This is a genomic window from Caproicibacterium amylolyticum (assembly GCF_014467055.1).
In the GTDB taxonomy this organism is placed as follows: Bacteria; Bacillota; Clostridia; order Oscillospirales; family Acutalibacteraceae; genus Caproicibacterium; species Caproicibacterium amylolyticum.
Window position 1 is genome coordinate 2,156,082 of record NZ_CP060696.1, and the last position, 14,608, is coordinate 2,170,689.

Genomic DNA, 14,608 nt, shown 5'->3' on the forward strand with positions numbered 1-14,608 from the left:
AGTAACAAAAATGAGATTGCAGCAAAGTTTTCATTTGCCACAATCTCACTCATTTTCTTACGCTTCATTGCCTTTGGTCACTTCGGTTAAAACACCTGCGTCCATTTCGTGGACGGTGTCGCACAAAACCGCAATGTCCTCGGCACTGTGGCTGGCAATCAGGATGGTTTTGCCCTCCTCCTTTAAGTTCAGCAGCAAGTTTCGAATGTCCTCCACGCCGTGATTGTCCAAACCATTCATTGGTTCATCCAGAATTAAAATATCCGGGTCTTCCATGATTGCCTGCGCGATACCCAGCCGCTGGCGCATACCAAGGCTGTACTTACTTACGTGCTTCTTACTTTCCGGGTCAAGTCCAACGCGCTGCATAACCGCTTTAATTTTCGCAGCATCCGCCTTTTTTTGAATATCCGCCAGAAACTTCAAATTTTTAAAGCCGGAATAGCCCGGCAAAAAACCCGGTGCTTCAATGATAACACCCAAATTCTGCGGAATATCCACGTCTTTGCCAACTTGCATCCCATCCACAAAAATACTGCCTGCGGTTGGCTGCATAAAGCCGCAGATGCACTTCATCAGCACCGTCTTTCCGGAACCGTTGCGGCCGATTAAGCCGTGTATCTTACCTGCTTCAAAGTCAACTGTAATATCTTTTAGAACTTTTACTTCTTTAAATTGCTTATTTACATGGTCGATTTGAATGATTGGCTTCATAATTTTCACCTCATATCTCCGGAAGCACTTCTATTTCTTTGTGTTTCATTGCTCGATTGGAAAGAAAGAAAAAAACACAAATTCCAATTAAAAGGAAAGCCACTTCATAATTAAGTGACAGATGGATTCTATCATCTGATGACAAACGTGATAATGTTACCCATGAAGCTGGTGAAAAATAAAAAATATACTTGCTTTCAGCACTATTCTGAATAGAAACAAATTGATTTGCAAAATAGCTTAAAAAAACTAGGACAGTAGCCGCAACAACTCCTACTGTACGAGAATAATACAAGTTCAATGTTAACATCAGCATTCCTTCAAAAGAGCAAACTAGCCAAAGCAACAAAATTGTTAAAGCAGTAGCTTGTAACGGCTGGAATTCTTCCATGATTTGAACTGATACTGCTGGACCCATCATTAAATATTGAGAAATAAATTGCTTGGATGTTGGAACAGCCATCATCTGAATAATTTTTCCCCAGTTAAATGAAAATCCAACATACGGAATACAAACAATAACGCTAAATAAATACACAATAATTGAAAATACAAAAGCAGTTGCTATTACATACAAACATTTTCCTATAATCCAATTTATACGTCCAGCACGAATAATCGTGTAAGGTGACTGTGAATCAATAAAAGGCGCATCGCAGCATAAAAAGATATATATTAACAAGAAAACAGTAACAGTTGATGTTCGATTCATCACAAACGGAAACATCCAAGGTGTTAACGAATAATTTTGATCTTCGCACAAATTTCTCGTACCGGTCATTAAATAAAATGTAAACAATAATAAAAGCAAAAATGTACTTATATAACGCGCATTATTTATCCATTTCACGAATCCCTCTGTTGCTACATGAAGTACTTTCAAAACTTTATTCATTTTCAAACCGCTTTCTTACGCCAATATAATAGAAATAACCTAATATGGTACATGACAGTAAAGCTAAAAAAAGTGCCAATCCAATTGCATATACAGCATTCCCAGAGCAAAATTGATTTTCATAAATCTCTGATAAACTTAGCCAACCGGGTAAATTTAATGCGTAAAAAAAGAAATCATAGGCCATATAGGCACATACCGGAACAGCCAAAGTTGCATATGTATTTATGAAAACAGTGGATAAAGTTAATGACAGAACTGCAAAGCCCGTCCCTTCTAAAGCAAAGCGCAAACAGTTGAGTAGAATCCAGAGAAAGTAGTTCCCATTTACAGCCAAAGCATTTAAAGAACCGCTTGGAGCATCCCCAAATCCACTGTCTGCTGTAAATGACGAAAATCCATGCGAGAAAGGGATTTGGGATAATATCATAATTAATTTAGCAATAAAAAGTGCAGCCACAGCGGATATAGCACAAACAATTACTTTAGATGCCGCATAAGCAAAAACATTTGATCGAATAACAACATTTCGGATATTTCTATTCTTCCAATCATTACAAAACGAAAGTCCATATACCGCTGTACTGAAAACCAACATCACACAAAGAAAGAATTTATCACCCGCAATCATCATACGGTATGTTAATGTTTCTGTTCCATAAAAAGGATAATTCGATAAATTGAAATAGAAAAGCAACACAATTCCAGCAATTAGAAGCCAAAAACGCAATCCAAAAGCTCGCTTAAAATCCATCAAAAGTAATCTATGAAAATTTTTCATTTTCTTCACCTGAATCAAGAAATCAATTTTTCCGTTTCTGCTTCTACAAAAGCATAGGAAATATTTTTACTTTTCTGTTCTATTATTTTTGTTGCCCATACCGGCTTCCAAATGAAGCTGTTGCTATTATCATTAAGTTTATCCACCGCGTAGCATAATGAAATATTTGAAATTTCTATAGGATCATCAAAGGAGAAAGATGATTTATACATTTTTATCACTTTTTCAAGTGCTGTTCTTGGACTACACACTTTTACAGTTTTTATAGGATTAGCTTCTGCTTGATATATGCCTTGTATGTATATGCTTACAATTCCTCCTTTTCCGTATAGTATTTTAATCACTGGAGAATCGGGAGAATCATGTCGCAAACAATATTTTGATATTTCCATTTGATTGTAAATTTGATGAAAATAAAGAGCATAGCATTCATCGCTTTTGGACCACTTCCCCTTTTTTTTCGGGGCGGCCTCTGGCTTTGCCGCTGTTTTTTGCGGATCTTGCTCCTGCTGCTGTAAAGTTTCAGCATCCAAAACAATAGCTTTATCGAATTGAACGTTGATGCCAAGCATTGCCAAAATATTTTGACACACTTTAATTGCCTGCTCTTTTGGAATTGTTGTTAATTGTTCTTTGTGAAAGGCACTCGTATTGCTGCCTTCTCCCATAGAGTTAGAATCAAAATAAGAATAAGAAATACTCTCAGACAAGGGAGTGTTAACAGACAATGTTCCATACTTGCTTGCGAAAACATTGGTTTTATCGCTCGTCCTGATTTCTAAACCATTATCAACATTTTGGATATTAACAATCGTTTTATTAGGCAGCAAAGTCTTTTTTAATAGCTGTTCATCACAAAAATTCACTTCCTTTATGGGTTGGCACAGAACTGCATTGTAATTCATATTTTTGAGCGGAGTATACTGCGTACTAACGCTTAACCCGTTAGAAAATTTTTCTTTAACTGTAAAAGATTGAGTCGGCGCGGAACCTATTACTGCTGATGAGTTGTCATCATCGGTTGGTTTACAAGCTGTTAAATTGATTATCAAAACTAATAGGGAACCCAATAAAAGAACTTGTTTCGGATTGACTTTTCCCATAATGCCCTCCCAAAAATTAGGGAGGGCAAAATTTATATTTTGCCCTCCCTCTCAAAGTTTTACCACAAGTCAGGGACACCAATTCCCGGCAATTGTATATCATCGTGCACCCCAACCGTCTTCTTTAATTTCGCAACGAAGGCGAGAACCTCTTGCAGGCTTCCAGTTTTTATACGTCAAGTTCCTGTAGGGGGATGCGCTTGTAATATTATGGTATCCGGACGGAGTTCCATTTCTTCCGGATTGCATAGAATAAATCCAAGTCATCATGGATGAACATGGCCAATTTACGCACTGATTGTAAACAGGTGTCACATACCAATAGGGGTCGACGTCATCTTTTGTTACCCAAGAACTTGGTTGGGATGAAAACGCATATTGGTCATTAAAACCTTTACGGACTGTAAAACTGAACGAAGAATTTCCTGCAAACGCTGGTGCTGCGGTTGCTGTGACCATAAGGGCTGCTGCCGCAATGGCAACGAGCCGCCTGCCAAACTTTTTAACCATACTCTTTGTACATCTCCTTTTTCATAGTCGTTTCGGTTAATCTTCCTTTATGTAAAACCGCCGGCGGTTTACATATAATATAAACAATAAATAGAAAATAATAGTTTTTTATCCTGTACTTATATAAATAAATATACTCTTTTATGGGAAATTGTCAATGCAAAATCCATAAGTGATAGTAAATCGGCGATAAGCGATAGTGGTTTACCCATTTTTTTACTTTTTTGTTTTATTTTTAATTATTCTTGTAAGATTACTTTTCGTTTGCACTTTGGCACTTCCGCCTTCATTCCATCCATGCCGGTAAGCTGCAATATCCATTCATACAATGTTATAAATTTTTTCGCTTGCGAGCAGTTCCTCGCCGCATATCGCCAGCCGCGGAATCTCATCCTTTTCCACTCTGATCACCTATTGTGAAATTTTACACATATTGCATATAAACTTTAACGAAAAGTTAAATCAGGGAAATTGCATTTGCCTTCATTCCATGTCAACTTTGTGTCAACAAATTCGCGAAAAGATAAAACTAATAAAATACAGAAATCAGGATAAAAAAGCAGCTTTTATTCCAGATTGCGGCATACTGCACACTTTCGCAGCAATAAAAATGAACAACTGCGCAGCAAACTAGCACTATCTTTTCCAAAATTCACAGTGTGGAACTGACCATCAATCCATACAGGGTGTCAGTGCACATTTGGGACACTCGCAAACCTCTACAACAGATGAATCGTAAGTCACGCTCTTCAGAGTGCAGACGCAAAGGCAGCCGATATATTGGGTAAACTGATTCGCTTAGATGACAGTACCGACAGAAAAACACCCCATCAAAAATAAACAAAAAACCAGCCTGCTTCAGAATTTTACAACTGAAGCAGGCTGGCCTTTTTGTCTGCACAAACGCAGTGTCTGTGCGGGTTTCAAGGGATATTTACTTGGCTGGGCTGGCGGGATTCGGATACTCGCGCGAAGCCATTGAGCCGCATAGCAACGGAATTTTTAACATAATAGTTGCATAAATAGTTGCATTGAACCCTATTATTGGGTTTTTATCTTGCTGTCAAAGTATGAATCGACCCTTGCTTTTTCGCTGCGCGCTTTATCCGCAAAAGTATACTCATACACATTCTTTAGCACATCAGATGATGACCATCCACCCATTTCCATAATATATTTGTCCGGCACCCCGTGGGCATGCATGGTAGCAGCAAAACAATGGCGCAAACTGTGCATAGTATAATGCGGAATATCGTTTGCATCCTCTAGCTTGTTTAAGTGTTTAAGCACATTTGCAGGATGCAGTGTAAACAATTTCCCGTGTACGACCTTTCTGCACCGCTCCTGCATAAGTTGTGCAAGATTTTTTGGCATTGGAACGTCCCTCGTTCCTGCAAGGCTCTTGTTAGTGTCCTTGTGAATAAGTCCATTTTCGCCGCGAACAGTTGCACCTCTTACATGAACAATGCTGCCTTCGATATCTTCTACATTTAGATCCGCAATTTCTGACTGACGCAGACTGCAGGTAAGCGCAAGAAGCATTTGACATTCTATAGCGGGGTCCTGATGGGCAACTGCCATTAGCTTTTCAGCTTCCTGCTGCGTTGGAACAGGTATTGAATGCTTTTCCTTCGGTTTAAGTGTTATTGAACGTTTATTAATTGTATATCCATAGTATCCCATAACAGCCGTAATCATGCCGAACTGATTTTTAATCGACTTGGCAGAATACCTCTTTGCATTAGCATTAATCTGACGCTGAATGTAATTTCCAGAATCCAATTCACGCAAAGTCATATCTCCTATGAAAGGAAATGCCGTTCCAAGCATTCCCCTGTATCCTCGTACAGTAGAAGGCGAAAGCAGGTTTTCTTTTGCTTTCACATAATCCTCTGCTGCTGCAGAAAATTTCATATTATCTGCGCAATTTGGTTTTCTGTGATTTCGAACATATTCTGCCGCCTGATATTCGACTTCCTTTTTGCTGTACTCCGTAAAACGCTTATACTGCCTCTTCCCTGCATTGTCCCTTCCAATAAACACAAGACAAGTCCATGCTCCGGACTTCGTTTTCTTGGCTTTTGCCATAATTGTATCCTCCTTAATCCGGGCATAAAAATGCCCGGCACTTGATTTTTTGGCCGGGAGGTTGTACAATAATTTTGCATTATACTGTACTGGCCTACCCGGCCTGTATGCTCCCCGCTTCCGGCTGCTACCGGTTACGGGGATTTTTTTTATTTCTTTTCCTTTGTCATTGCCTGATGTTCCCAATAACTATCTGCTATGCTGGGCAAATCATTGTAAACAAAATTCTCAAAATTTATTTTGTCCAGCTTTGCCTTGCTGAGAGTCAGCTTAACGACCTGCTCCTCACTTTTGCTGCCATAGGTATCTACAAGTGTGCCTGTCCAGAACAGCGTAACCTGTCCAATGTCTTTGCGATTCTGCAAATTTGGAAGTAGCTTGCAGGAACCGTCCAAAATAGTTGCTCTGGCGGTATTGGATGGCTTAACGTGTATAAGCACCACCTTATCACCCGCTGCGCTCGTTCCCACGTCGTCATTGATTTCTACGGACTGCTTTGTTGCATGAGCGGCGCGGATGCCCTTATCAACAGCCGTAGATAGCGTATCAGACGCCTGCGGCGTTGTATCGCCATTACTGCATGCGTGCATGGCAAAAGCCACAATTATGATTAGAATTACTAATACCGTTACGCAACCAATCGCCGTGTTTTTCTTATCTGTTTTTGATTTCATTTCGTCGCTCATGAATAATTTTTACCTCGCTCTTAAAGATTATAGTTATATTTACTATAATCTTCCATATACTAACCGTCAAGTACCAATTCGACAAATTTTAAAGATTTCAGAGCAAAGTCCCAAATTTGGGACACTACTCAAAGCTTCCATATAATCGAAAAATTGTTCTTGATTTATGTGAACTAGCGTTTTATAATGAAAAATAAGGAATTTCGTGAACAGCGTGTGGGAGATTGGAGATTATAATGAATGAAAATATTGATTCCGAACTTAAAACCCTTATAGCCAAATTGAATCTTAAATCACGTGAAGCCTTGATATCAGCCGTTAATTTTCGTCTTGCCCAGCAGCATACAGCTTTGCAAGTTCAAGAATTTTCTTCTTGTTATCGGGAGTTAAAGCTTCAATAACTTTTAAAATTTGCTCATCGTCGCTAAGCTCCGCGGCGGTGGGCTTTTCTCTTTCTTGTGGTACATCGTAGCCCATAAGCCAAGCTTCCGATACATTAAGGGCTAATCCAAGCATGGATAATTTGAACTGCCCCGGTTCCACCTTTCCGGACACATACTGACTCAAATCATTACGATTAAGTTTTACACCATATTTCTTGCAATAGGGCTCTGCCCTATTCAATATATCAACCTGACGAAGATTTTTTTCGTTCATAATTTGTTTAAGGCGCTCAGAAGTAGTCACTTTATCTTTCATTTTTGTACTCCTAATATTTATAAATTATTATATTTGCATTTTACCACTAATTTAATAAAAGTTCAACTGAATTTTACAAAAGTTAAAATTAATTGAATAATTCTATTGACATTCTTCACAGCGGATGGTATTATAGATATGTTCAAAATTATTGAACAAAATAATTTTGTGGAGGTGATTCTTTTGCCATACAATTACAGCTTTTTATCTGGAAAAATTCGAGAAGTATTTGGTTCTCAGGAGAAATTTTCTATTGCTATGAAGATTTCGCCAACTACTCTGTCAAAAAAACTGAACGGAGTCGTTCCTTGGAAACAACTTGAAATTGACAGAGCTTGTGAGCTACTGCATCTTGGCCACGAATATATCCCTAAGCTCTTTTTTACGCTCTAATTGTTCAATGTAATTGAACAATTAGACTAGTTCTCACCCCCCCCACTGAAAGGAAGTGAAAAGAAATAGTCACCTCCTGCTGACACAGGAACGATTGAAATTCAGGGTTTGAACTTTAAGACAGCATCAAAAAATTTCACAACATAATCCGGCTGCTGCTTGTGGGCAGAGCATTGGCACTGATAGCCCCAGTACCGCAGCAGTAATACCCTTGTAGGCTCTGTCTGCAAGCAGCGGCCGGAAGGAAGGAGGAACAAAATGCCAAGGACAAGAATGTTCACCTTTGACCGGCAGAACCGTGAACTGCTGGCAACTATCAGATACGGAATGCAGCTTTACGGATACAATCGCGCAGACATGGTGGCCGCGTTACATATTGGTACCGATACCTGGACACGCCGTCTACGCAAACCAGATGATTTTACGCTCGCCGAATTGCGAAGACTGTCTCAAAAATTACGTATCCCGCTTACATCCCTACTTGACAATGTGAAGGAAGGTAAATCAGCATGACAGCAGAACAGACCGTAATGTACTGGGTTGGCCGGCTTGCAACGGACGTGCTTGTGTCTCTTGCAGCCATTATGCTCTGCAATTACTTGTACGACAGATACCGCAAGCGCCAGTTGAAACGACAGGAGCGCATCCGCACGAAGCTTGCTATCCAGACCATGCAGCGGCAGGCAGAACGTAGCCGCCGTAAGGATTTTATTGATTTGATGGAGGCAGGATTGAAGTGACAAATCAGGAATGGGAAGACTGTGATGAATTGTCTGACTTGCGCAGCGAAAATAAGGCACTGAAAGAGCAGCTTACAGCAATGTGTTTGCACTGCCTTCGGGGAGATAGATGCCGTATCAAATACGGATTTACTGATATATACCGTCGAACTTGCAAGCCTGAAAAGCCTTTAACGTTTGAAGAACTAACTCATATGAACGGCTATCCGGCTTTTGAGAAAGTTGTAAGTGAATTTGGAATTCGCAACGATTTGGGATATTGGCGCATAGTCCACGTAAGTGACAATGCGAGTTGCATATATCTCATAGGCTTTGGAGGGCCTAAACGTTATTTTGACGATTCTGATTTTAAAAAAGATGACATTGAAATCTACCGCCGCCCGCCGGAAGAAGGTGAAAAGGGATGAATGATTGGGTGAATGTGGATGACGATATGCCACAGATTAAACGTGGCCGGAAGCGTGTAACCGTAACGCTCATAGCCAAATTAAAAAGTGGCGAAGAAGTTAAAGCTTTTGCCGCAGATGATGATTGGTACTACGACAGCAATTGTCTTAAAATCCATACGCCAGTAGTTGCATGGAAATCGGAGCCCACCCCATGACCGCGGCGGACAACCCCTGCTACCTCTGCCAGCGGCGCGCACTGGGCTGCCACGGCCGGTGCAAAGATTACATAACGTACACGCAGTACCGGCAGACGCTCAATCAGGCAAAGCAGGCAGACATTGGTTTGCAGGCGTACAGCAGCGAAAGATATTTCAAAATTCAAAGGAGGATGCATAATGTCAGAAAATAAAAAAGCCGCCAGCGGTGCCGGAAACACCACTGACAGCATGACAAAAAGCTCTATCGACAGTGTAACACAACAGGGCAGCGAGGTCAAGCCTTACTCGGAGGGCCAATGCACGGCCATCCGCATGGCTTACCACGCATCTGAGAAAAAAGCGCACGAGCTGAACGATCCTAAAATTTTGTCCGAACGAGTAGACACGTTGGTAAAGCAATTTGCTCCTTACGGCTTTACCCGTGAGCAGATTGTAGCCATTGGCAGCGGCTCTTTCGGCGGAGACAATGATCCAGACTTTGCACGCCCTGTGCCGCCAATGATGGAACGGCAAGCACCGACTGAATGGACAAGTTCCGAAACGCAGCAACTGCGCGTTATGAAAGAAAAAGGTGTTGCAAATTCGGAAATCTGCAAGCAGCTCCACAAGACTGCGCAGCAGGTCAGCAGCAAGTGGTACACCCTGCGCAAGGCGACCGGGAAAATTAAGGCACCCGCTGAAATGCTAGAAAAACCAGCCCCAGAACCTACCTCAGAGCCAACCCCGCAAGTTAAGCCAGTAGTTATAACACCACCAACATTTGACCTGACTGCCGTCAAGCAGCCCATCAGTGAGCACATGGACATCTTTGACACGCCGCAGGACATCATGCGGCAAGCTGGGGCCGGGTACGCATCGGTGAGCATTACCCGGCAGGACGGCACAAAATACAGAGCGGAGGTGCGCAAATGATAAAACTCGGAGCACTTACCCTGGAGAACTTCCGGGGCTGCAAGCATTACAATATGGCGTTTGGCTGCAAAGCCGCTGCCATTTATGGCGCAAATGGTGCCGGAAAAAGCACGTTGTCAGATGGTTACACCTGGCTCCTGACTGGCAAGGACCAGCAGGGACGCGCAGATTACAACATCTTGCCGGTCGGTGCAGTGGAAGGCGTGGAAGCGTCCGTGGCTGCATCGTTTATTGCTTCGGGCGGCGGACACTTTGCACTGCGCCGGGTGTACAAGCCGGTTTTCACCCGCAAGCGCGGCGAATCCGAAAAGCACCGCACCGGCAATACCACTGATTATTACATAGACGAGGTGCCGCAGAAAGCCGGAGATTACAACAGATTTATTGCCGAACACATCGGCAGTGAGGAAGATATTTTGACCGTGTCCCGTGTGGACTATTTCGCGCAGGCAATCAAGCCGGATGCACGTCGGGAACGACTGCTGTCCCTCTTTTCGGGTGGCATGGATGATGCGGCTGTGATCGCAAAACACGCGGAGCTTGCCCCACTTGCGGAACAGATGGGCACCTACACAATAGACGACTGCACCAAGCGCTGGAAGGCCAACCGGCGCAAAGTTAACGATGACCTTGCCGCCATTCCAGGCAGAATTGACGAGGCGGAGCGCGCCAAGCCCGCAGCGGCTGATGTAGAAACAGATGCAGCTGCTATGCCACATCTGGCAGCGCAGCGGCTGAAAATCAAGTCGGCGATTGACCGGCTCCGCAGTGGTGAATCTGCATCGGGTATCCGGCAGCAAATCAGCACGGCCAAAGCGGATATGGAGCAGGCGCATGCCGAATATATCCGCAAATCTGCCGGCGGAAATCAAACACTGGAAAACCAAATGGCAGTTCTGAGACAGAATTTGTCCACGGCACAGGCTGCTGCTGCAAAACACAGTTCCGCTGCCACATCCTCAGAAACACTGGCGGAAGGTCTGGAAAAGGATATTTCCGACCTGCGGCAGCAGGTCATGGACGAGCATTCCAAAGAGTTTGATGCAGGAAGCGGCAAGTGCCCAACCTGCGGCCAGTCGTATCCGCCGGAAATGTTGGAATCCATGCATGGCAATTTCAATGCCGCAAAAGCGGAAAAGCAGGCGCAAATGATTGCCAGCGGCAAGGAATTGTCCGCCACCCGTACCGGCCTTGCAAAGCAGGCGGAAGCCGACCGTGCCGCTGCCCAGCAGAGCCAGACCGAAGCGGAGCACCTGCAGCAGAAACTGGCCGCACTGCAGAAAATGCTTGTCACGCCGCCTGCGTGGGAAACCACAGCCGACTGCCAGAAACGGCAATCTGAAATTGCAGCACTGGAACAGGATTTGCAGAAAGTTTCGTCTGCTGCTGATACACAGATTGAAAAACTGGAAGCTGAACTGGCACCAGTGGAGCAGCAGATTCAGACAGTTACCGCCCGGCAGTCTAACGCCGATTTGGTAAAGCGGCAGGATGCCCGCATTGCGGAACTCAAAGCAGAGGAAAAGCAGCTGGGCGTGCAGCTGGCCGAGTTTGACAGCCTGCTGCATCTGGCTGACCGCTTTGTACAGCTCAAAGCCGCCGATGTGGAAGCGGAGGTTAACGGCTCTTTCCGCACTGTGCGCTGGAAATTGTTCGAGATGCAGGTTAACGGCGGCGTGAAAGCATGCTGTGAAGCGCAGGTGGACGGCAAAGATTACGGCAGCCTGAGCAATGCGGAGCGCGTCAATGCTGGTCTGGACATTGTGGACACGCTGGGTCAGAAGATGGGCTTGATGCTGCCCGTCTGGATTGACAACGCCGAAAGCATCAGCCATCCGCTGAAAATTGCAGCGCAGACCATCAGCCTGTATGTGTCCGATGAAGATAAAACCGTAAGGACGGAGGTACTTGCATAATGGAAGAAAACACGAATGTGAACAATCCGACTGAAGCTGGCGCAGAATCCCCTGAAACTGTGAACGACGTGCCGGAAAACGTATCAGAGGACCTCGAAAATGAGAACGAAACGCCTGAAACCGTGTCAGAACCCAAAGAAACAGAGCAGCCCGAAACCACACCTACCGGCTGGGAAAACGCTTCCGGTGAAGAAGAACACCCGGAAGAAAACGAAACGCCGGAGGTGGACGAGCAGCCGCTCCCGGAGGGACAGGATTTAAGCCTGCTGCTTCCGGCATTTGACCCGATTTTTGATACTGCGGATGAATCCCTGCGGGATATGGCTCGTTCCATGAAAACCAAGCTGATTGAAAGTGGAGAACTCAACATCAAAATTACGCTCAATAATTACGGTGCTGTTCTAGTGCCTGACCCGAAAAAATGCCAGGTCACCTGTAACTTGAAACCGGCCAAGGTTTCCACTGCAATTCGCTTTCCATCCGATTTGGAAATCGCGGTTGAGCAGGACGGCCGTGTCATTATTCCAGACGGCGAACATCAGCTTTCTTTTGATGATGTGTCCACCGGTGCCACGGTAACCACCGACGCGAGCGGCGTTGTGCAAGACGTGCAGCTGGATCCGTGCTGTGAAACTGACTGCCCATTCTATGATGCTGACGAGGACGGGAATCTCAACTGCGGTTTCAAACTCGATGGCAGCCCGGATGATGATCTATACGGTGACCTGACTGAAGCACTGCGGCAGCATGGCTGCAAGAATCCAGACGTACTGGATGCGTACAATACGCTGACCGCCAGCGCGGAGGCTACGGAAGTCCCGGAAGAAACAGATTCTGCGGATGCCTGCGAAAATTCCGATTGCCCGTTTTTCGATACCGAGTGCGAGCACAACTGCCAAGGCCGCGCGGAATTTGAGCAGTGCCCCGGCTGCGTCAAGGATGCAGTGGAATCCTGCCACTGCCAGAACGCTGATTTACTGGAAGTTTATAACAGACTGACCAAGGAGGACAAATAATCATGAGTGAAACCACAAACAAGCCTGCGGTGCAGGCACAGAGCCTATCCACTGATATTAAATTGGACGGCAACGTCTTTTCTGGCTGGCACGAATTTCAAGCCGCTGGCAAGATGGCCGCAGCTCTTTCACAGAGCACAATTGTGCCGAAAGATTATCAGGGCAACCCAGGCAACTGCCTGATTGCGCTCGATATGGCCAGCCGCATGGGCACCAGCCCCATGATGGTAATGCAGAATTTGTATATCGTAAATGGCCGCCCAGCATGGAGTACACAGTACATTGTTGCCATGATCAACAGCAGCCGCAAGTACAAAACGGAACTGCAGTACGACTTGAAAGGCTCCGGGGATACGCTGGAGTGCACAGCATGGGTAAAAGATTATAACGATCATACTGTGACCGGTCCCACCATTACTATGAAAATGGCGAAGGATGAAGGATGGTACGGGAAAAACGGCAGCAAGTGGAAAACGATGCCGGAAGTTATGATTCGGTACCGCGCAGCTTCCTTCTTTGGGCGGCTCAACTGCCCAGATATGATGATGGGCATTTATACAACGGATGAAGTGGTCGAAATGCCTGCTGATCAATATTCCGTAGTTGATGAAGAAATCAAGCAGAAAGCAAATCAGCAACCGCTTGATTTTCAGGTGGATACAGCGACCGGAGAAGTAAAAGAACCGCAAAAATCAGCTCTGGAAGCACCTGTAGAGACAGTAAAGGAGCCCGAAAAAAAGCCGGCAGAAAAAGTAACTGCTGAGCCTGCCAAGACCACATCTGCTGCAAACGGCCAGCAGACCTTTGACCCGGGGTTCTAAATTATGAAAATACATTGCTTAGCATCCGGCAGTGCCGGAAACAGCTATGCAGTCGATGACGGGGAGTCTGTCCTCTTGCTGGAGGCGGGCGTCCCCGCCCGGCGTATAGCCAGCAGATACTTGAAGCTGTTGCCGCGGGTTGTTGGATGCCTGATTACCCATGAGCACGGCGACCATGCCAGCGGTGCAGCTGATTTATCCGGCCGTGGTATTGATTTGTACATGACCGCCGGGACGCAGGCAGCGCTTGGTGAATTCAAATGTCCATACCGTATTCACAACGTGCGGGCACAGGAGCAGTTTTCAGTCGGTACCTGGAACGTGTTGCCCTTTGACACAGAGCACGACGCAGCCGAGCCTGTGGGTTTCCTGATAGTTTCCACTGTGACGCATGAAAAGCTGCTGTTTGCAACGGATACCTATTACATAAAATATCGGTTCAGCGGCGTCAACATTTTCATGGCCGAATGCAACTACAGCCTGCCGATTCTGAAAGAAAATATAGAAGCCGGTTTCGTTGCGGCTTCGCAAAAGAACCGCCTGCTGCACAGCCATTTCAGTTTGGAACACGTCATTGAATTTTTACAGCAGACAGACCTTTCAGCAGCACAGAAAATTTACCTGCTGCACGCTTCCGACCGCAACAGTAACGTGAAGCTGTTCAAGCAGGAAGTGCAGCGTGCGACCGGAATACCTACAGAAGTTTTATAGAGAGGATGTGCATTTC

At 44.8% G+C, this 14,608-nt stretch carries 18 protein-coding genes; 11 read left to right on the top strand and 7 right to left on the bottom strand.

From position 1 onward, the window contains the following. Positions 1-57: 57 nt before the first annotated feature. The 7 genes from H6X83_RS10255 to H6X83_RS10285 form a co-directional block, all read right to left on the bottom strand. A complete protein-coding gene (locus tag H6X83_RS10255) occupies positions 58-714 on the bottom strand; it encodes an ABC transporter ATP-binding protein (RefSeq protein WP_212506388.1) in 657 nt (218 codons plus the stop codon). A 10-nt stretch (positions 715-724) separates the two neighbouring features. Further along, on the bottom strand, positions 725-1,609 hold the full coding sequence (locus tag H6X83_RS10260) for a hypothetical protein (RefSeq protein WP_212506389.1): 885 nt from the start codon (positions 1,607-1,609) through the stop codon (positions 725-727). After that, the gene (locus H6X83_RS10265; RefSeq protein WP_212506390.1) at positions 1,602-2,390 is read right to left on the bottom strand and encodes a hypothetical protein; all 789 of its coding nucleotides are present in this window, start codon (positions 2,388-2,390) and stop codon (positions 1,602-1,604) included. Before H6X83_RS10265 ends, H6X83_RS10260 begins: the two co-directional genes overlap by 8 nt. A gap of 14 nt (positions 2,391-2,404) precedes the next feature. After that, on the bottom strand, positions 2,405-3,493 hold the full coding sequence (locus H6X83_RS10270) for a hypothetical protein (RefSeq protein WP_212506391.1): 1,089 nt from the start codon (positions 3,491-3,493) through the stop codon (positions 2,405-2,407). A 1,551-nt stretch (positions 3,494-5,044) separates the two neighbouring features. Continuing rightward, on the bottom strand, positions 5,045-6,091 hold the full coding sequence (locus tag H6X83_RS10275) for a tyrosine-type recombinase/integrase (protein ID WP_212506392.1): 1,047 nt from the start codon (positions 6,089-6,091) through the stop codon (positions 5,045-5,047). A 149-nt stretch (positions 6,092-6,240) separates the two neighbouring features. Further along, positions 6,241-6,765, bottom strand: coding sequence for a hypothetical protein (locus H6X83_RS10280; protein WP_212506393.1), 525 nt, complete (start codon positions 6,763-6,765; stop codon positions 6,241-6,243). Between the two features lie 330 nt (positions 6,766-7,095). Next, entirely contained in the window at positions 7,096-7,476 is a 381-nt protein-coding gene (locus H6X83_RS10285) for a transcriptional regulator (RefSeq protein WP_212506394.1), read from the bottom strand. Positions 7,477-7,659: 183 nt separating this feature from the next. Here H6X83_RS10285 and H6X83_RS10290 point away from each other — a divergent pair, with 183 nt between their 5' ends. From H6X83_RS10290 to H6X83_RS10340, 11 genes are all read left to right on the top strand, one after another. Next, on the top strand, positions 7,660-7,869 hold the full coding sequence (locus tag H6X83_RS10290) for a DUF739 family protein (protein WP_212506395.1): 210 nt from the start codon (positions 7,660-7,662) through the stop codon (positions 7,867-7,869). A 258-nt stretch (positions 7,870-8,127) separates the two neighbouring features. Further along, complete coding sequence (locus H6X83_RS10295) at positions 8,128-8,382, top strand: hypothetical protein (RefSeq protein WP_212506396.1); 255 nt, start codon at positions 8,128-8,130, stop codon at positions 8,380-8,382. Beyond that, positions 8,379-8,609: a hypothetical protein gene (locus tag H6X83_RS10300; RefSeq protein ID WP_212506397.1), complete on the top strand. Its 231-nt coding sequence runs from the start codon at positions 8,379-8,381 to the stop codon at positions 8,607-8,609. Before H6X83_RS10295 ends, H6X83_RS10300 begins: the two co-directional genes overlap by 4 nt. Next, complete coding sequence (locus tag H6X83_RS10305) at positions 8,606-9,016, top strand: hypothetical protein (protein WP_212506398.1); 411 nt, start codon at positions 8,606-8,608, stop codon at positions 9,014-9,016. Before H6X83_RS10300 ends, H6X83_RS10305 begins: the two co-directional genes overlap by 4 nt. Next, positions 9,013-9,213, top strand: a complete 201-nt coding sequence (locus H6X83_RS10310; protein ID WP_212506399.1) for a hypothetical protein — start codon at positions 9,013-9,015, stop codon at positions 9,211-9,213. The genes H6X83_RS10305 and H6X83_RS10310 overlap by 4 nt, the downstream gene beginning before the upstream one ends. Beyond that, a complete protein-coding gene (locus tag H6X83_RS10315; RefSeq protein WP_212506400.1) occupies positions 9,210-9,407 on the top strand; it encodes a hypothetical protein in 198 nt (65 codons plus the stop codon). Before H6X83_RS10310 ends, H6X83_RS10315 begins: the two co-directional genes overlap by 4 nt. Beyond that, a complete protein-coding gene (locus H6X83_RS10320) occupies positions 9,394-10,128 on the top strand; it encodes an SANT/Myb-like DNA-binding domain-containing protein (RefSeq protein WP_212506401.1) in 735 nt (244 codons plus the stop codon). The genes H6X83_RS10315 and H6X83_RS10320 overlap by 14 nt, the downstream gene beginning before the upstream one ends. Next, positions 10,125-12,044 carry an AAA family ATPase gene (locus H6X83_RS10325; RefSeq protein ID WP_212506402.1) on the top strand — a complete coding sequence of 640 codons (1,920 nt, stop codon included), beginning with the start codon at positions 10,125-10,127 and terminating at the stop codon, positions 12,042-12,044. The genes H6X83_RS10320 and H6X83_RS10325 overlap by 4 nt, the downstream gene beginning before the upstream one ends. After that, positions 12,044-13,060, top strand: a complete 1,017-nt coding sequence (locus H6X83_RS10330; RefSeq protein WP_212506403.1) for a hypothetical protein — start codon at positions 12,044-12,046, stop codon at positions 13,058-13,060. The genes H6X83_RS10325 and H6X83_RS10330 overlap by 1 nt, the downstream gene beginning before the upstream one ends. Before the next feature lie 2 nt (positions 13,061-13,062). After that, positions 13,063-13,881, top strand: coding sequence for a recombinase family protein (locus H6X83_RS10335; protein WP_212506404.1), 819 nt, complete (start codon positions 13,063-13,065; stop codon positions 13,879-13,881). 3 nt (positions 13,882-13,884) lie between these two features. Next, positions 13,885-14,592 (top strand): MBL fold metallo-hydrolase, encoded by a 708-nt coding sequence (locus H6X83_RS10340; protein WP_212506405.1) that lies wholly within the window; start codon positions 13,885-13,887, stop codon positions 14,590-14,592. Positions 14,593-14,608: the final 16 nt, after the last annotated feature.